General features: G+C 52.1%; 13 protein-coding genes. 7 read left to right on the forward strand and 6 right to left on the reverse strand.

The annotated features are described in order from the left end of the window. Positions 1 to 147: 147 nt before the first annotated feature. The 4 genes from H6F91_RS13775 (at position 148) to H6F91_RS13790 (ending at position 2,969) form a co-directional block, all read left to right on the forward strand. Positions 148 to 990 (forward strand): YdcF family protein, encoded by an 843-nt coding sequence (locus H6F91_RS13775; protein ID WP_190770071.1) that lies wholly within the window; start codon positions 148 to 150, stop codon positions 988 to 990. Between the two features lie 87 nt (positions 991 to 1,077). Then, positions 1,078 to 1,434, forward strand: a complete 357-nt coding sequence (uraH, locus tag H6F91_RS13780; protein ID WP_190770072.1) for a hydroxyisourate hydrolase — start codon at positions 1,078 to 1,080, stop codon at positions 1,432 to 1,434. Positions 1,435 to 1,478: 44 nt separating this feature from the next. After that, positions 1,479 to 2,159: a GntR family transcriptional regulator gene (locus H6F91_RS13785; protein WP_190770073.1), complete on the forward strand. Its 681-nt coding sequence runs from the start codon at positions 1,479 to 1,481 to the stop codon at positions 2,157 to 2,159. A gap of 111 nt (positions 2,160 to 2,270) precedes the next feature. Further along, positions 2,271 to 2,969: a TrkA family potassium uptake protein gene (locus H6F91_RS13790; protein WP_190770074.1), complete on the forward strand. Its 699-nt coding sequence runs from the start codon at positions 2,271 to 2,273 to the stop codon at positions 2,967 to 2,969. A 253-nt stretch (positions 2,970 to 3,222) separates the two neighbouring features. On the opposite strand, the gene H6F91_RS13795 is transcribed toward H6F91_RS13790, so the two are convergent. From H6F91_RS13795 to rpe, 5 genes are all read right to left on the reverse strand, one after another. Continuing rightward, positions 3,223 to 4,773 carry a sodium:proton antiporter gene (locus tag H6F91_RS13795; protein ID WP_347280036.1) on the reverse strand — a complete coding sequence of 517 codons (1,551 nt, stop codon included), beginning with the start codon at positions 4,771 to 4,773 and terminating at the stop codon, positions 3,223 to 3,225. Positions 4,774 to 5,147: 374 nt separating this feature from the next. Continuing rightward, complete coding sequence (guaD, locus tag H6F91_RS13800; RefSeq protein WP_190770076.1) at positions 5,148 to 6,485, reverse strand: guanine deaminase; 1,338 nt, start codon at positions 6,483 to 6,485, stop codon at positions 5,148 to 5,150. A 602-nt stretch (positions 6,486 to 7,087) separates the two neighbouring features. Next, positions 7,088 to 8,509: an NCS2 family permease gene (locus H6F91_RS13805; RefSeq protein WP_190770077.1), complete on the reverse strand. Its 1,422-nt coding sequence runs from the start codon at positions 8,507 to 8,509 to the stop codon at positions 7,088 to 7,090. 275 nt (positions 8,510 to 8,784) lie between these two features. After that, the gene (locus H6F91_RS13810; protein ID WP_190770078.1) at positions 8,785 to 9,867 is read right to left on the reverse strand and encodes an aromatic ring-hydroxylating dioxygenase subunit alpha; all 1,083 of its coding nucleotides are present in this window, start codon (positions 9,865 to 9,867) and stop codon (positions 8,785 to 8,787) included. 508 nt (positions 9,868 to 10,375) lie between these two features. Next, the gene (gene rpe / locus H6F91_RS13815; protein WP_190770079.1) at positions 10,376 to 11,077 is read right to left on the reverse strand and encodes a ribulose-phosphate 3-epimerase; all 702 of its coding nucleotides are present in this window, start codon (positions 11,075 to 11,077) and stop codon (positions 10,376 to 10,378) included. A 132-nt stretch (positions 11,078 to 11,209) separates the two neighbouring features. On the opposite strand from rpe, the gene H6F91_RS13820 reads away from it, so the two are divergent. Both H6F91_RS13820 and H6F91_RS13825 read left to right on the forward strand, forming a co-directional pair. Next, positions 11,210 to 12,820: a S8 family serine peptidase gene (locus tag H6F91_RS13820; protein WP_190770080.1), complete on the forward strand. Its 1,611-nt coding sequence runs from the start codon at positions 11,210 to 11,212 to the stop codon at positions 12,818 to 12,820. Positions 12,821 to 13,257: 437 nt separating this feature from the next. Further along, positions 13,258 to 13,953, forward strand: a complete 696-nt coding sequence (locus tag H6F91_RS13825) for a PEP-CTERM sorting domain-containing protein (protein WP_199307821.1) — start codon at positions 13,258 to 13,260, stop codon at positions 13,951 to 13,953. A gap of 331 nt (positions 13,954 to 14,284) precedes the next feature. Here H6F91_RS13825 and H6F91_RS13830 read toward each other — a convergent pair whose 3' ends face one another. Continuing rightward, positions 14,285 to 15,844, reverse strand: a complete 1,560-nt coding sequence (locus H6F91_RS13830; protein ID WP_199307822.1) for a type II CAAX endopeptidase family protein — start codon at positions 15,842 to 15,844, stop codon at positions 14,285 to 14,287. 343 nt (positions 15,845 to 16,187) lie between these two features. Here H6F91_RS13830 and H6F91_RS13840 point away from each other — a divergent pair, with 343 nt between their 5' ends. Next, positions 16,188 to 17,531, forward strand: coding sequence for a histidine phosphatase family protein (locus H6F91_RS13840; protein ID WP_190770085.1), 1,344 nt, complete (start codon positions 16,188 to 16,190; stop codon positions 17,529 to 17,531). Positions 17,532 to 17,871: the final 340 nt, after the last annotated feature.

The following is a 17,871-nucleotide window of genomic DNA, read 5'->3' on the forward strand; positions in this document are numbered from 1 at the left end:
GCCAGGTCGGCCTCTATCCTTATCTAATCTTTACAATATGGGAGGCCCTATCAAAAGTTCATAACTGGTAAGTGATGGGCATTCGCTCAGGAAAAGAGCCAGGTTAGATTGAAGGCGACGTGCTGGTATCATGTGACAACCGCTTGAATGATGGAAACCCTGCGACGGTCTATTGGTGGAAACTGGTCTAGCCTGAATTGGGGGATTTACGACCTGCTCATTAGTCCACGGTTTGTCAGCCTGGCTCTGCTGTTTGCTATGGCCTTGCTGGTGCTAGGGAGCTATCCAGCTCTCCGGAGGCAAATTTTGCGGGGGTTAATTATCACCCTGGCGGTTTACTGGATGGTGATTTCTCCACCCGTCGTTGCCCTCACCGAGGGGCTCCTGATGGCCCTGGTGCCACCCGATACGGGGGAGAGCGCTGACGCCATTGTGGTGCTCGGACGGGGAGCGTATGAGCGGGGCGATCGCTACCCTGTTGCCTTGCAATTGCTGCAAGACAAACGTGCCCCTAACCTGTTTATCACCGGGCGTGGTAACTTCCAATATGTTGCGGATGCTTTGGATGATTATGGCGTTTCCCTGGCTCAGGTAAATGGTACCTATTGCGGGCGCACCACCAAGGATGAAGCCTACGCGACCTCCGTCCTTCTAGGGCCTCACGGTATTCAAAAGATTATTTTGGTGAGCGATCGCCCTCACATGCTACGGGCCTATCTAACCTTTCGGGGGCGAGGCTTCACCGTTATTCCGCATCCGATTGACCTGTCGCGAAAGATCAGCAGTGCCCGTCGTTCTATCCTGACCCTGCGCGAATATTTTGGTTTAGCCAGCTACCTGTTTTTGGGACGGTTGCATCCCGGCTCCCCGGAAGAATTGCGTCAGCCCTCGGCAGAATTGGTGCAAGAGGTCAGGCGTCGCCGTTGTGAAATTAAACCCGAAGATAAACCCGCACTCTTTCAGGCTAGCCGTTCAAGGGATACACTTTAGTATTCAATCTTGAGTAACGGTGATTGAAGTAACGTGTTGCTCCAAATTACCGCTACTCAAGCCGATTCCGCCCCTTTCCCCTGAACCATGGTTGGAAAATTAACGACTCACGTTCTCGATACGGCTCGGGGCTGTCCCGCGGCGGGAATTGTTGTCGAGCTATGGGAGATTGATGAAGCCGGTTCTCGTACCCAGCTCACGACTGTGGTCACCAATGCTGATGGGCGTACCGATGCTCCTCTTCTCAGCGATGACGCCTTTCGAGTCGGCCGCTATGAGTTGGTTTTTGCTGTGGGAGACTACTTTGCTAGCCTAACTGAGTTGATGAACCCTGCTTTTTTAGATCGAATCCCGATTCAGTTTGGCATTGCCGATGCCACAGCCCATTATCACGTTCCCCTGCTTGTGTCTCCCTGGAGTTACAGCACCTATCGGGGAAGCTAAACTTTTGATATCCCTTAGTCCCCTGCACGCAAGGAGTTATTCTGTTGGGCCTGCAATCTGTCCGGCGCGGTAAATCGCTTCACAGCCAAACCTATGAAGCCTTGCGAGCCAGCATCCTATCGGGAGAGTTAATGCCGGGGGAACGGTTGGTAGAGACTCAATTGGCCGAGCGGCTGAAGGTCAGCCGCACTCCCCTGCGAGAGGCGATCCGCCAGATCCAGCAGGAGGGGCTGGTCACGGATGACCAGGGAGGTGGGTTACGGGTTGTCACTATCTCGGTGGAAGATGCGGAGCAACTCTATGACTGCCGCATTGCTCTGGAAGCCCTCTCGGTCATGGGAGCCTGTCAATATGCTACGGAGATCCAGTTAAAAGACATTTATGCCCTGGTTCTGGAGGCGGAGCAACAGGAACCCGGTAAAGAACTGTCTTCGTTGCAACAGTTAGATTTGGATTGCCAGTTCCATCGCCATATTGCCGAGGCATCAGGGAATCGCTGGCTGACCCATTTACTGGATCAGGTGTTCGATAAGATGACGCTGTTGCGGGTACAAACAACTCAGCACAACCCTTATGTGCTGGATATCCGCGAGGAGCATCGAAGGATTTATGAAGCGATCGCCCAACGTAACGCTGAAACAGCGACGATGGCTATCCGTAGTCATCTAACCGCCAGTAAGCAGCGGGTCGTGCAGGAAGTGAAAGGGTTATTACACAAAGTCTGAGGTCTGTCCTCACGCATACTGGAAGGGGCACCCATTGGCCTTTCCAGTATCTTCGATTGCCCTAAATCCTGTGGCAACCGCATACAGTAAAGAAAACAACTGGGGAGAGCTATGTACGTTTTGATTGGAGGGGCCGGGCTAATTGGCCTGACTTTGGCACAAAATCTGGTCAAATTAGGCCATACCGTTGCCATGATTGACATTGACCCAGCAGCTTGTCGCCGCGCTCGCGACCAACTGGGAGTCATGGCATTTGAAGGGAGTGCCGTCAGCACTGAAGCTCTGAATGAAGCAGGCATTCAAAAAGCGGATGTGGTCTGTGCCGCGCTGCGCCATGATGCGTTGAATTTGGCGATCGTGTCCCTGGCGCGGCATTACGATGTACCCCACATCATTTCTCGGATGCGCCACCGGGATTTTGAACAACCCTTACGCCATGCGGGAGCTCACCGCATTATCAGCACGGTAGATCTGGCTGTATCCACTATGGTGAATGCGGTGGAATACCCCCAGGTAGAATCTATGATGCATTTTGAACAGGGGCAAATCGAAGTGCTGAAACTGGCTATCCCCTCAGCGTGTCATGTCATCGGGCGCAGCATTGCTGAAATTGCCCAGGACAGCCGCTTCCCTTCCAACTCACTGATTATTGGCTATCAACCCCATCCCCACCTAAACTTGATGGTGCCTAACGGCGCAACCATTCTAGAGCCCGAGTCTACTGTTCTGGTGGCTACTAAACCTGAATCTTTGCACCCCGTGATTGATTTTCTGCAAGAATGTCTTCCGGCAACCCGCATTTTGAATTGAGGCGATCGCCAGATAGCTATAGAACCTTCGGTTGGATAACCACCTTGGTGATTATTTAACCGGATTCGATATCTTTAGGACTTGCGCGTTCTTGTGGTGTGCAAAGCACACCACAACGCACTCAAAAAAGATGCGACTCATGTTCTACGTCCCGCTTACCCAGTACGTGGAACATGAGTCGCATCTTTTGATTGAATTGCTAGAAACCCTCTCTCACAACAACTAACCACACGTCTAGAACAGCGCCTAGATTTTATTCGTCCTCCAGTCTAAACAACTGATCATCAATCGACCGCAAGCGCTGTGTAACCACTTCTTCAGAAATAATTCGTTTCCGTATAGCGTCGTTGAGTGCGCCGCGCTCAACCATCAAAAGTCGCCGTCGCACCGCATTAAGCTTGGAGGCACCACCCTGGCTACTAATGAGGGGATCGGTTCGACGGTTATGAAGGTCTCGCAGCTGTTTCTCAGCTTCTGCCACCTGAACCTGGTAGCTAGAACGCATTTCCTCATAGACAGACTTCGGAAGTACCCCTGTGTCGTGGAGCACGGCCAACTCGTTCTGCGCTGCTTTAGCTGCAATCAACTGCGATTGCAAGGCCTCAATTTGTTGACGGAATTCTGACACAGCTGCGATATTTAGCCGTTTGACCAACCAGGGAAGGCTGAGTGCCTGACCAATCAGGGAGACAAAAACAGCCCCATATACCAGAGCAATCAGATCACTGCGTCCGGGCAGCGAGGCCGGTAGGCTCAGGGCGAGAACCATTGAGAGTGACCCCTTGATGTTCCCCAAAAACAACACATGCTGCCATCGCAGGGGAATAGGCAAATCAAAGCGGTTTGAAATTGCAAGGAGTGGGTATACCGAGAGAACCCGCCCGACCTGATAGGCCAGAATTGTCAGCAGAATGGACGGAATAATATTCCACAATAGACGGGGCTCGACCTCCAGGCCAATCAGCAAAAAAATGAAGGTGTTAACGCAGAAGTCGGCATATTCCCAGAAATTTAGCAGGGTAATTTTGCTGGAAGCCGATACCGATTGGTTTAAGCCTCGATTGCCTACCGTCAGCCCCGCTACAACTACCGCGACCACCCCTGATACCTGAAGCCCATGGCCTGCCTGAAACGTCCCAAACGCCACCGCTACTGTCAATAAAATTCCACTTAGAGGGTCGTCAGAGAGGGACACAAATAGGACAGCACATAAAGAGCCGATCGCCAGTCCTACGAGTGCTCCCCCCACAATCACGACCACAAGCTGCTGAAGCCCGGCGAGCACCGTAACCGAGCCTCGGGTATAAACCTCCAGAATCAAACTAAAGAGAACGAGGGCGACTCCGTCATTAAAGAGGCTTTCCCCTTCCACAATGGTCGTCAGGCGGCTGGGAACGGATACTTCCTTAAACACGGCAATGACAGAAACCGTGTCTGTGATGGCCAAGATCGTTCCCAGCAGCAATGCTGGAATCCACTCCAGATTGAGAGCAAATTTGAGCACCGTTGCGGTAATGCCTGCCGCGAGTGCTACGCCGGGGCCAGCCAGCAGGCTAATAGGCTTAATGGTGCTCCGCAATCGGCTGACGTCGGTATTGATCGCGGCCTGGAATAGCAGAATGGGAAGCAGCAAGTTTAGAATCAGCGCGGAATCTAGATGTAAAGGGTTAGGGAGCAGTTGGGTTACCCCTAATCCCGCCAGCACAAGCCCCGTTACATAAGGGACTCGAAACCGGCGTGATAGCAGAGCTACTCCGGTCGCTACAAGCAGCAGAATGGTCAGGGTTGTGGCAACTTGTGCCAGAGATTCTTTGCTCCCCGATTCTGCAACCGGAAGGACGGCGATCGCCGCAGGAAGCCAATCTGAAAGAGGGTTAGGTACGACGTAATTCAAATTCATATCCATCAATATAGCGATAGCTCTGTTCGGTTTGGCTGCTTTGAATGAAGAGCCTAGAGCTTATTCCCAGGCACTTCATCCAAAACGTTTTGGAGTGCTATGTAACGCGCGGCACTCCAAATGGTTAGTGTTCTGGGGGTTGTGGTGTAAGGGGCACGAAGTGCCCCTTACACCACAACCCCCAGAACACCCTTAAAACATGGCTCCAAAATGGAAGGGTTGAGTATGAACAGTGTCGTGAGCAGGTTTAGCCGCGTTAAAGGAAATGACTGCCGGCTCTAGGCTTCTGCCCTCGCCCATGCTTTTTCACCGGCTACATAGGTCGCCTCAACCAGTCGATCGTCTCCTAACACGATTAAGGCAAAGAGTTGCTTGGCCAGAGCCTCCACGGTTTGCGGGAGGGGGCCTGCATTGCGAAGCGCCAGCAGCGGCGTTGCCTGCCGATCAAGCACGACAAAATCTGCTTCTTTGCCCACCTCAAAGTTGCCGATTTTGTCCTCTAGAGAAAGGCTGTGGGCGGCTCCTAAAGTTGCCAGGTAGAGGGACTTGAAGGGCGATAGGCTGTAGCCTTGAAGCTGCATCACTTTATAAGCTTCTGCCATGGTGGCAAACATGGAGAAACTGCTCCCGCCCCCCACATCCGTTGCTAAACCAACCCGGATGCCACTCGCGCGAGCATGATCCAGCTTGAACAGACCACTGCCCAAGAAGAGATTAGAGGTGGGGCAGAAGGCGATCGCCCCTCCTGCCTCTGCCATACGCTCAAATTCTGACTCGCTCAGGTGCAGACAGTGGGCAAAAATGGAGCGATCGCTGACCAACCCAAATTTTTCGTACACCTCTAGATAATCCTTCGTTTCGGGAAATAGCTCAGCCGTAAAGGCGATCTCGGCGTGATTTTCCGACAGGTGAGTGTGAACGTACACATCTGAAAATTCGGCTTTCAGTTCCCCAGCTAATTCCAACTCTTCTGGAGTAGAGGTAATGGCAAAGCGGGGGGTAATGGCATAGAGCTGCCGCCCTTTCCCATGCCAGGTTTGAATCTGTTCCCGTGTTTGGGCCTGAGCAACTTTTGCATCGTTTAGCAGGTACTGAGGGGCGTTTCGGCTCATCAGCACTTGCCCGGTAATCATGCGCATATTACGCTGGTGGGCCGCTTCAAAAAAGGCGGTGACTGATTTCGGAAAAATTGTCGTCAATACCAGTGCAGAGGTGGTGCCATAACGTAGCAATTCATCGAGGAAAAAGTTGGCAATCTTTTCGGCATAGGCGGCTTCCTGAAATTTTCTCTCAGCGGGAAACGTGTAGGTATTCAGCCAATCCAACAGTTGGGCACCGTAGGAAGCAATGATTTCTGTTTGGGAGTAGTGGACGTGGCTATCGATCAAGCCAGGAATGATGAGGCGATCTCCATAATCCACGACAGGCAAACGCCTGTAGTCCTGGCACAAACTTTCATAGGCTCCCAGTGCTTGAATACGGCCATTCTCTAGAACCAATAAACCATCCGGGATATAACGAATACACTCAGTTTCATCCACCAGGAAAGGATCTTGGATCAGATCTAGAAATGCACCACGAATGGCGAAAGGTGAAGGAGAACTGGAGGAAGTCATAGGATGAAACAACTAATGAGTGATCAAGCTGAAGGTGTGGAAGAAGCTGAAGTAACTGATGAAAATTAACCTTGAAGTATTAGTAAAAATATGAGGAAGGATAAGAAATACTTTTTGAAAACCTGAAACGTGAATCCAAATTTCTAAAGCTTAATACCCAATGTTGGCATGACCCGGATGAATGGATGATGCATCCGGGTCATGCCATGGGTCTACAGTATCAAACAAGAATTGTCCATTCTGTCAGGAAAATACCAGCAATTCTCAGTATGGGCATCAAAGCCAAGAGTTCACGCCCGTAGGGTGTGAACTCTTGGCTTTGATGCCCGAAAACCGCGCGCCAAAGGCGCGCGGTTTTCGGGCCTGATTTCAAAATGAGAATTGCTGGGAAAATACATCCAAGTGAATTGCTATCGGGTACGCTGGCCTGAATAGAAATATTGAAAACGTTAGCACTGACATCAGCGAAATTTGAGTACCTCAGATCCCCGGTTTTTAGGAGGCTAGAAGCCGACGTCCTCAAAGAACTCCGGCTTCTGAAGCATAGATCAGGCTACTTCAATCGGGCTCTCTTTTGAGCTGTGAAAATGCAGCATCACTTCCTACCCAAGCTCAAAAGTCTTGAAGACGAACCGAATGAAAAAGATGACCGCCAGTACCCATGTCGCAACTGGAACCTCTCTCCCTCTGCCCTGAAAAACTTTAATCAGCGGATAGGTAATGAACCCAGCGGATAGCCCTTCAGCAATAGAAAAACTGAACGGGATCAAGAAGATCGTCAGGAACGATGGAACGGCTTCCCCCAAGTCGTCCCAACGAATGCGAGTGACACAACTCATCATCAGAACACCTACTAAAAGGAGTGCAGGTGCTGTAGCAAACGCCGGGATTGCCTGAAAGATCGGAGAAAACAGGAGAGCGGCCAGAAATAGGAGTGACACCACGATAGACGTAAAGCCTGTGCGTCCACCTTCGGCAACCCCTGCACCCGACTCAATATAGGTGGTCACGGTAGAGGTACCGAGCACTGATCCAGCAACCGTACCGATCGCATCTGATAACAGGGCTTGATTTGCGCGGGGTAATTCTCCAGAAGGTGTAATATATCCGGCCTGGGTGCCAACTCCTGTCAAGGTGCCCACCGTGTCAAAAATATCCACAAATAGAAACACCAGGGTTACCACCACAAAATCCCAGAAGTTGCCAGCGTTGATTCCCCCCAGCCCCACAAAGGCTTGCCCAAAGAGGTCCGTTGGAAATACTGGAAGAGCCGCGATCGCCGTAGGAGGGGCTGCCACTCCCAATACCCAACCTAAAATCGCAATTCCTAAAATGCCCCACAGCAATGCTCCTCGTACCCGGCGTACCATCAGGAACACGGTAAATAAAATTCCCAATACGGCTAGCAAGGTTTGAGGTTGACGCAGGCTGCCAAAGGCGGTCTTCGTAGCCTCATTTGCGACAATAATTCCAGCCCCCCCGACATCGGGAAGACTGCCCAGGCCAATGTAGGCCAGAAATAAGCCAATGCCCACGGTGGTTGCCATCTTGATCGCATCAGGCACGGCCGTGATGATCTGCCGACGCACCCCGGTTACGCTCAACACGATAAAGATCAGCCCTTCCACAAGCACTGCTGCCAGGGCCATGCGCCAGTCAATACCCAGACCCAAAACAACCGAGTAGGCAAAGTAGGCGTTCATGCCCATCCCAGGGGCCATGGCAAAGGGATACTTAGCAATCAGCCCCATTAACGCTGTCCCGATAGCCGTAGCAACCGCTGTGGCAAAGACTATTTGGGCAAATAAATCGCCCGGTTGATTGAGAAAAATGGCATCCGACAGAATCAGCGGGTTCACCACCAGGATATAAGCCATGGTCATGAACGTTGTCAGACCTGCCAACGTTTCGGTGCGAAAGTTGGTTTGATACTGGTTAAAGTTGAAATAACGAGCGATCGCCCCCCAAAAGCCAGTCTGCGGTGCACCTGGCCCGGGCTGAATAACATCATCTTCGAGTTTCATGCTCCTTACCCGTGATAAGGATAAATATGTGGATGGTTAATACCATTACCGCTTCACAGATACCGCATATAACGGGTTTTGAAAAGAAGCCAGAAGGCAGGAGATAAAGAGTCGTAGGGCAGGTAAGGCAGTAGAGAAGCAGGGAAGTGAAGACCTGAAAGCTGAGGGGCAGTATCCAGAGAAGGGTCTTGTTGGGTCTTACCGGTTGCGGACTTACATCCTGTCCTTGCCCTTTCCTGTTGCCATAAGAGCCTTTAACACCTTCTCATAGCCTTCTATCCTCTTCCTGCAGAAACCGTTGCTTCTAGCGATAGCCTTTCGGCCTCTAAATCACCCATACGATGGATATGACGTGTTTGCTCAACTTCGCCATGGGCTTTGAGCAGCGCAGCAATTTTCTTGCGCATCACCAAACCAGGTTTGTCCGTCATCATATGCTGCTCAAGGGCTGCTCGCAGGGGCACATCGGGATCAGTAGATTCGAGAATAGTCTTGTCTTCCAAGGTAACGGCGCGATCGAAGGCGATCACATCGGCTGCTGGGGTGTCAGCCTCCGTGTCGTTGCGCAAAGCGAACTGCACCATTTGTGAGGTGCCATCGTCGATGGGGGTCATGGTGTTGACAACGATGTGAGAAAGGCCATTGGGATAATTGATTCGCAAGCGAATGGTGAAAGGCATATACCAGTCCATGTCCAGGGTCCGGACGGTATCACGATTTTCCATTTTGAGGTTTTGCTGTTGGAGTTCTGGGTTAACCACCCCTAGCACGCCAAAGACGTGCAATCCCCATTCTGTTTCGGTTAATTTCAGGTCATCGGGTATGGGATGATCGGCGCTACCAAAGGTCGTGGTATGGACAAAGGTGGGATGGGCTAAATCCAGTTCGTTTTCCATAACCCGTAAGCCCGCAACTTTCCAGGGTTCGTAAAACTCATGCACCTGCCGGAAGTCTGCTTCGCTCGCTTCGGGGATTTCGGGAATCGGAATCAGTGGCTCGTCCAGGCATACCCAGGCATACCCATACCGCTCAGCACAGTGGAAGGCTTTGACTTGATAGGTTTGAGGAATTGGCTCGTTTTCAGTTAACTGGGGGACGTGAACGCAGGTGCCGCAACCGTCAAACTGCCAACCGTGGTATGGGCAGGCAATATAGCCATCCACTACTTTTCCTAAAGACAACTGAGCCGTGCGATGGCAACACCGATCCTCCGCAGCAGCAGGTTTGCCCTCAGCATCTAGCCAAACTACAATCTTTTGCTGTAACAGGGTAAAGGATTTGGGGCCCTCCGCTAACTGGTTTATGGGTATAACGGGGTACCAGAAGCGGCGAAATACAGGTTGTTGGGTAATCAGCATGACAAACTCCTTGGCGGCAGCGTGTGGTAAATCACTCGCTGGGTCTCTGGGGGCGGGCAATCAATTTTTCTAGCAGCATTGGCCCAGGCAACAGAACCTTGAGCGAACCCAGCGATTAAGTACACTTGCGTGCGATCGCAGCATTACATCGATCGCCACTTCCCTTCTGTGCAACCTGTTACCGCGTGCGTTAAGTAAAGGCGCGGGTAAAAAGTATGGACAGAACGCTACAGTGCCAAGAGAGCTTGTAAATGGGCTATGGTAAATTCTGCCGCCGCTCCTGAAACACCGGATACACTCTTTCAAACCGTGTATGGTCCGGTGAAATCTTGGCGCTACGGCACTTCTTTAGGCATTGACCCGATTGGGCCTGTTTCTACGTGTTTGTTTGATTGCGTGTACGGCCAGCTGGGGGAAATTGAGCAATGGGTGGGCGCTCGCCTATCTAAAAGACGTGGGGACGAATAACCATTCGCCCCCACGTCAATCAGCTAATCAATGAATTGAATTAAGCGGTCACAAGCTCAGGCCGCTTGCTATTGCGGATGCCTGAGATCGCTTCAGCATAGTCTTTCGCACCGAACACGGCAGAACCTGCCACGATCGCATTCGCACCAGCTTCCAGCACTTGCCAGGTATTGTTGGCCTTAAGGCCTCCATCCACCTCGATCCAGGGGTCCAATCCACGCTCATCGCACATTTGGCGCAGCTTCCGGATCTTGGGCACAACCTCAGGAATAAAGCTCTGACCACCAAAGCCGGGGTTCACACTCATGATCAGCACGAGATCACAGAGTTCCAGCACATACTCAATCAGTTCCAGCGGAGTGGACGGATTGAGTACAACCCCAGCCTGCTTACCAAGCTCTCTAATTTGGCCCAGAGTCCGGTGCAAGTGAGGGGATGCGTTGTGCTCAGCGTGAACCGAAATAATATCGGCACCCGCTTTAGCGAAATCTTCAACATATTTTTCGGGCTCGACAATCATCAGATGCACGTCAAGAGGCTTCTGAGTGTAAGGGCGAATCGCGCTTACAATCAGGGGACCGATGGTAATGTTAGGGACGAAGCGACCGTCCATCACATCAACGTGAATCCAATCAGCACCAGCCTGATCCACCGCCTGAATCTCTTCCCCCAGACGACTAAAGTCAGCTGATAGGATGGAGGGTGAAATTACTGTTGACTTACTCGATGGGGTGTGGACCATGGCGGGTGGGTTCTCCTGGCTCTATATCTTGGTATTCAGTTTAACAAAATGTGAAGTCTTCTCGGCTCATTGATCTTAAGGAAATTGTCAGTATTTACTCAAACTTTAAGCAGAGATTAAGGGATGTCATGTATGGTTCAGCGGAAAAAGCTGATTTTTCTAAGGAGATCAGCCTGGGGCGTAGCTCTAGCACTGATTGGGGTGCCGGCGATCGCTCTACAAAGCTCTACGGGAGAGGGCGGTATTGAGGCTCTACGACTTCATGACGAGCCCTACAACCTGACAGGACGTAAAATCAGCATCGGTCAAGTTGAAGTCGGGCGTCCGGCCCGTTTTGGTTTGGATAAGCCCGCTGCTGAAAACTTTACAGTACGTCCCACTCAACTCTTCATTCAAAATCGGAGCGCTATAGCCAATCAGTTTGTAGATGACCATGCGGCCAGTGTAGCCAGCGTCATGATCAGCCAGGATAAGCGGCTACCTGGGGTGGCACCTAATGCTCGGTTGTATTCTGCCGCAGCCGGGTTCGATCGGGGGGGCGGGCAGCAGCAAGAATGCCTTGCCTCCCAAACCGTAGCTCTTCAAAACAATGATGATGTGCGGGCCATCAATTTCAGCTTTGGCGAACCGCTATCTCAAGATTCGCGGCCTGACGCAACCCTCGACGGCAACGCCTTGTTAACCCTTTGCGTGGATTGGTCAGCCCAGACCCACAACGTCCTCTATGTGATTGCGGGGAATCAGGGCTTTGGCGGCATTCCCATCCCCACTGACCTCTATAACGGCATGACCGTGGCTAATTCCATTGCCATAGACGGGGTTTACCGCAAGGTCAGCTTTTCTGATTTGGGAAGTGAACCCCCCTCCTTCCAGGGCCGTCCTCCCGAAAGTAACGAGGGTTCCCGCCGTTCGATTTCCATTGTGGCTCCTGGCAGTGCTGTCCAAACCATTCAACCGGATGGCAATCCATCCCCTCCCATCAGCGGCACTAGCTTTGCAGCTCCCCATGTAACGGCGACGGTGGCCCTGTTGCAGGAGTATGGCGATCGCCAACTCCGGGAGCAAGCCGATGGTTGGAGTCTGGATGCTCGTCGTCATGAGGTCATGCGGGCAGTCATGATGAACTCGGCTGACAAACTGCAAGATGCCGGAGATGGCTTGTTACTGGGTATGACTCGAACCGCAGCTAACCAGCGCAATGCCAACTGGCTCGAGTCTGATGCCTACCAACGGGAAGACGTTCCTCTGGATGCCAACATGGGAACTGGGCACTTAAATGCTTACCGGGCCTACCAGCAATTCTCGGCAGGTCAACAGAGCGCCGATGCACCCGTGTCGGCTATTGGTTGGGACTATCGCACTGTGGGGCTGGATGACAGTGCTCCTGCCTATCGGGATTACGTCATTGACGAGCCTTTGCAGGCGGGCAGTTTTATCTCGGCTACCCTCGCTTGGGATCGCCAAGTCAACCTGCAAGATGCCAATAATAATGGCCTTTATGACCCTGGTGAAACCTTCGACAACCAGGGGCTGAACAATCTCGACATTTATCTGCTGCGGGCTGAAGATGATGGCATTGAAAGCCGGCTCTGGGCGTCTAACAGTCCAGAAGATAGCGTTGAGCACATCTTCCACCAGATTCCGCAGACGGGCCGCTATAAGATTCGCGTGGTGTACCGGGATCAGGCTAACGATCCAGTACAGAACTACGCGATCGCCTGGTGGGCTGTTCCAGCGAAATAGCGTGACATCATAGCCAACGAAAGAGCCTAGGGCTCTGGTTTATGGCCAGGTTGCTGGCATCTAACAACAGGACTGTTGCCGGTGGTTGAGTGTTGTGTATTTCACACACGGCACTTAACCACCGGCAATCGCTTTAAATTTGAGGAAAAAACTGTTTTGGCATCTCTGTACCATTACGCAAAGCCCTTTCGGAGCAAACCTCGTTTATTCCTAAACGCTCGAACTGGCTCCGGGCAATGGTTTTGGATTTTCTATTAAAAAATCTGATGATTTTCATTGAGGAGATTTATAGTGCCTTTAAATAGTGTTCTCCTATACAAAGCGATCGCGAAATCTGTGTGTTCCAGGATTACATTCCATGGGTGGCCCGCCTAAGATGCAGATACCAACCGGAATTCACCGCCCTGAATTCTTCCCACTCAAGGAGAACCGTCACGATGGCCCACTTCAAATCCCTTGTCTCCGCACTCTCTGGCTCCGCCATCGTCCTGGCGGGATTAATGTTGGCTCCTAGCGAAGCATTTGCTGCTCAGAAGCAACAGAGCCAAACTCAAACATCTACGTCATTAACTCAAACTGCTTGCAGTGTAACCAACGTCTCGGGAAGCACCGCAGCCGGTACTGTTTTTGCCAGTGCTTGCCAGGGGCCTATCAGCGGCAATGATACTGGAGCCCAAGGTACGGCTGAAGGGTCGTTGGATGCCGGCCTGTTCCAATCCCTTGTTGGTAGTGGGGATTGGAGCCTGGGTGGCAAGTCCGATGGTGGCTCCAATACTTATGGCTTCTTTGCGAACAACAACAACTCTCAGGGTTCCTGGGGATTCAGCTCTCCTTTCAGTGGCAGTTTCGCCCTCAGCCTGAAAGCAGGGACTTCCTACAGCCTCTACCTGTTTAACAATGTGAGCAACTTCACCACCGGTTCGTTCAACACCATCGGCGTAGCATTAGATGGTTCGGGCCGTGCGGGTCGAGGATTGTCTCATGCGTCGCTGTTTGTCTTCAAGCCTAGCCAAACCAGTGGCGGTGGCGGTGGTCAGCCTGTTCCCGAACCTTTGACGGTTTTGGGCACAGTCATGGCTGCTGGTATGGGCTATGGGATTAAGCGCAAAAAAATCCAAGCAAAGCGCGGTTAGAGTGATGGTTATGGCGCAGGTTGTTATGGGATGGAATGCAGCTATTCTGCCGGTATTCCATAGCCATAACAGCTTGAATAAACCCTGTCGAGAAACGGGCTAACGGAGTTGATGGAGATGGAGGTGGCTTTTGGTCACCTCCATCTGTTTCTATACTCCTAGCCATCCTGCGTGATACCAATTAGAACAGAACCCAGTGCAGATGTTTGGTTTTCAAATTGGTATGAATCGTTGCGCGGCCGCGCAACGATTCACGCAGGAGGTCTATTAGAAGGAGAGAGGCGGCGCAACGTACCGCCTCTCTCCTTTTGGTACAGGCTCTATAACGTTATTAATTGGAAGCTGTGCCGCTACCCAAGATGAAAAGACCGATCATCGTAATGCTATTCCACAGGCAGTGCAGCAGGATGGGGGCTAGTAGATTGCGCGATCGCACATACACAAATCCCAAAATTGCCCCTAACGCCGTCAACGGCAAAACCTCCGAAAGACTCAGGTGAGCGATCGCAAAAATCAGGCTGCTGAGGGCGATCGCCCCACTTGCTGGCAAGTAGCGGGTCAGCGAGGGCAGCAAAAATCCTCGGAATAGCGTTTCCTCGAAGATGGGAGCGGCGATCGCCGCTGTGAAGAGGAATAATCCCAGAGCCAGGGGATCGTTTTCTTCAAGAACAATTTGAAGGAGTGGATTGCTTCCGCCCTGCCCCTGCCAAAATTGCTGATTCACTAACGAAACACCCAACATGAGTGGTAGCGCTACCAAATAGCCTCCAACCCCCCATAACGGCCAGTTGCTCTGGAAACGATAACGGAACCAGGCGTCGGGTAACGGACGGTGAGAGCGAATGGAGAAAAAGAGCACAAGCAAGGCTGAACTGGCCATGGTGAGGTAGTAGACCAGCGTGTAAACTGCCCGAACACGGCTACTTCCAACCCCTGTAAAGGTCAGATGCAGCAAACTCAACAGCAGCGGCACCACAATCTGGCCCATAAAGAAGAAGCCAACAATGAGCACCTGCCATACGGTTTCCCAGGTCCACGGGGTTTCCCACGGCGTTGCCTGAAAGGAGAGGATAGCTTCTTTGCCCCGCGTTATCCGCTGAATGACGAGAAAAATAAAGAGGCCAATACCCGTAACGGCAGCAATTCCTGGAAGTACACCAATGACCGCGAGCTTCAGTAATGTCTGTTGGGCGATCGCTTCTTGTTCCCCTTCCAGCGCCGTCAAGGCTGCTGAATTCTGCTGCACCTCGTAGAGCCGCTCCAAACTGACCGCCCGAAACCAGCCTTCTAATGTGGTTTCTATCTGGCTACTGGCATCCTCCTCAATATTGGGTGGTTGGTTCCAAAGCCCCTGAACTGTTTTCGTGGTGCGGGCGATCGCCGCATCTCGTTCTGTGCGAGGGGAGCGAAGGCGATCGCTTAAGGCTTCCCAGGTTTGCTGAGCAGCGTTCACCTCCCCCTGCTCCGCCTGAAGTAAACCAATCTGCAAATCCAACTGAGCCAATAACCGTCGCTGCTGATCAACTAGGGTCAGGATTTCGGACGTTGGCGCTCCTTCTGTTGTGACCTCACTGGCGGGATTTTCCTTCAGCCGGGTTTGTAAACCGTTCAGCTCGGTTTGTACCGACTCTCGCACTTCTTGATAATCTTCCTGAGCTGTTTTGAGGGGCTCTTTTCCTAACACGGCCTCTCGCAGTTGGGCCTGGACTTCCGTTTCCGGGGCTGCATCTGACATGCCCGTCGCTGACAATATCAGGTTGGTTTGATACAGTTCCAGGCGATTGGTGATCTGGGGTTTCTCTAAACTGCCAAGCAAAGAACTGCCAACTAGAGCTACCACCATCACGGTCAGGGCAGCCAAAATTAATCGTTTCGGTGTCACCAATTTCATTCGCTTTTCCGTTGCAACCACGTAAACGGCTTTCCTACACGTTGCTCTGGCGTAACCATGCTCTGGCATTATCGCACTCGAATCCAGGATGAGGCAGCGATCGCCCGGATGATAAAAGCAGCATAATTTGCTGGAAACCTACGCTGTGCGAAAGCTCTTGAGCAGCCCATCCTATTGGCATAGAGGGACTGTGTGGCCACTCGGCCAAATCAATGATCCCAGACCATAATGGTAGAGATTCAATGCCCGACAAGGGGGTTTCGCCGATCCCATTGTGTAAGTCCTGGGGGTAAAATGCTTCTGATATTGGCATGATTTTTTACCAACTCAGGAGGGTACGGCTCTGGCTACTCGCGTCATTCTGGTACGGCACGGTGTGAGCTCCTACAACCTACAGCAACGGGTACAAGGGCACTGCGACGATTCCACCCTGTCGGAGGAGGGGCGCCAAGGAGCCCACCTGACGGGGCAGGCACTGCAAGGGTTAACCTTCAAAGCCGCTTATAGCAGTCCCCTGCGTCGGGCTAAGGAAACCGCCGAGCTGATTCTGGCTCAGCAGGATTCTGCTCCCGAACTGCACCTAACAGATCTACTCAAAGAAATTAATCTGGTCGAATGGGAAGGCATGACCTTCACCGAAGTGGAAGAAAAGTACCCTGATAGCGTCAAGGTATGGCGCGATCGCCCCCACGACCTGAAGATGACTCGCTCTACCCCCAACGGCCCTGAGGAATTTTACCCAGTGCTGGAACTGCGAGAGCAGGCCAAACAGTTCTGGAATGAGGTGCTATCCCGCCACCAAGGCGAAACCATTCTGGTCGTGGCTCACAGTGGCATTAATCGTTGCCTGCTGAGCGCTGCCGCCGGCCTCGCACCGGAGTACTACAACATCATTCATCAGAGTAATGCCGGGATCAGTGTCCTTAATTTCTCAGGTGAATTGGGCGACCAGGTGCAGTTTGAATCGGTCAACCTGACGGCTCACCTGGGAGATCCGCTACCCCCCATACGTAAGGGACACCGCGGCCCCCGCTTCTTGCTGGTGCGCCATGGCGAAACGGACTGGAACCGGGATAAGCGCTTCCAGGGACAAATTGATGTGCCTCTTAATGACCAGGGGCGCGTTCAGGCTGATAAAGCGGCCTTCTTCTTACAAGATGTGCCCATCGATCGGGCTGTTACCAGTCCTATGCTGCGCCCCAAGGAAACCGCTGAAATTATTCTCAAGCCGCATCCATCGGTAACGCTGGAGCTGGAACCCGAGCTTCAGGAAATCAGCCACGGCCTCTGGGAGGGCAAGCTGGAATCTGAGATTGCAGTGGATTACGCCTACGAACTGGATCAGTGGAAGGTCGCGCCCGAAACGGTACAGATGCCCGAAGGGGAGAACTTGCAACAGGTTTGGGATCGGGCGATCGCCGCCTGGGAAGTAATTGTGGCGTCTTGCCCAAGCGATCGTCCAACCACCACCCTGGTCGTAGCCCACGACGCGATCAATAAGGCCATCCTCTGCCACCTGGTCGGCCTTGGCCCTGAAGGTTTCTGGGTCTTCAAGCAAGGTAACGGTGCCGTGAGTGTCATCGACTATCCCAAGGGAGCCGGAACCCGCCCCCTCCTCCATGCGATGAATATCACTACCCACTTGGGTTCTGGAGTACTCGATCGCACCGCTGCTGGAGCGCTCTAGGCACCCTTTGAACTCGTAGTTTCTGTTAGGAAGAGGCTGAACATTTAAAGTTCAGCCTCTTTTTTATCAAAGAACTACAACCGTTTTATAACCTCAATTCGGGATAAGCCCAAGAGCTCATTTTGTCGTGCGCTATGCGCACGACAAAATGAGCTCTTTCGAGGGACGCGCCTTGCGCGCCCCTCGAAAGAGCCCTTAACCCAAACTGAGGTTTTTATACTCTCAGCTATTTTCGCTAAGAAGGAGTGAGGCAGCGCGTTGCACTGCCTCACTCCTTCTTAGCGAAAATAGCTATATCAATGACATCCCAAATCAAAACTGTTGAAGTCATCAAATAGGT

It is taken from the genome of Leptolyngbya sp. FACHB-8, assembly GCF_014695575.1.
Lineage (GTDB): Bacteria > Cyanobacteriota > Cyanobacteriia > Elainellales > Elainellaceae > Vacuolonema.

Excerpts from the sequence above, each read along its gene's own strand:
- H6F91_RS13775 (WP_190770071.1), top strand. The coding sequence starts at position 148 with ATGATGGAAACCCTGCGACGGTCTATTGGTGGAAACTGGTCTAGCCTG.
- uraH (WP_190770072.1), top strand. The coding sequence starts at position 1,078 with ATGGTTGGAAAATTAACGACTCACGTTCTCGATACGGCTCGGGGCTGT.
- H6F91_RS13790 (WP_190770074.1), top strand. The coding sequence starts at position 2,271 with ATGTACGTTTTGATTGGAGGGGCCGGGCTAATTGGCCTGACTTTGGCA.
- guaD (WP_190770076.1), bottom strand. The coding sequence starts at position 6,485 with ATGACTTCCTCCAGTTCTCCTTCACCTTTCGCCATTCGTGGTGCATTT.
- H6F91_RS13805 (WP_190770077.1), bottom strand. The coding sequence starts at position 8,509 with ATGAAACTCGAAGATGATGTTATTCAGCCCGGGCCAGGTGCACCGCAG.
- H6F91_RS13810 (WP_190770078.1), bottom strand. The coding sequence starts at position 9,867 with ATGCTGATTACCCAACAACCTGTATTTCGCCGCTTCTGGTACCCCGTT.
- rpe (WP_190770079.1), bottom strand. The coding sequence starts at position 11,077 with ATGGTCCACACCCCATCGAGTAAGTCAACAGTAATTTCACCCTCCATC.
- H6F91_RS13820 (WP_190770080.1), top strand. The coding sequence starts at position 11,210 with ATGGTTCAGCGGAAAAAGCTGATTTTTCTAAGGAGATCAGCCTGGGGC.
- H6F91_RS13825 (WP_199307821.1), top strand. The coding sequence starts at position 13,258 with ATGGCCCACTTCAAATCCCTTGTCTCCGCACTCTCTGGCTCCGCCATC.
- H6F91_RS13830 (WP_199307822.1), bottom strand. The coding sequence starts at position 15,844 with ATGAAATTGGTGACACCGAAACGATTAATTTTGGCTGCCCTGACCGTG.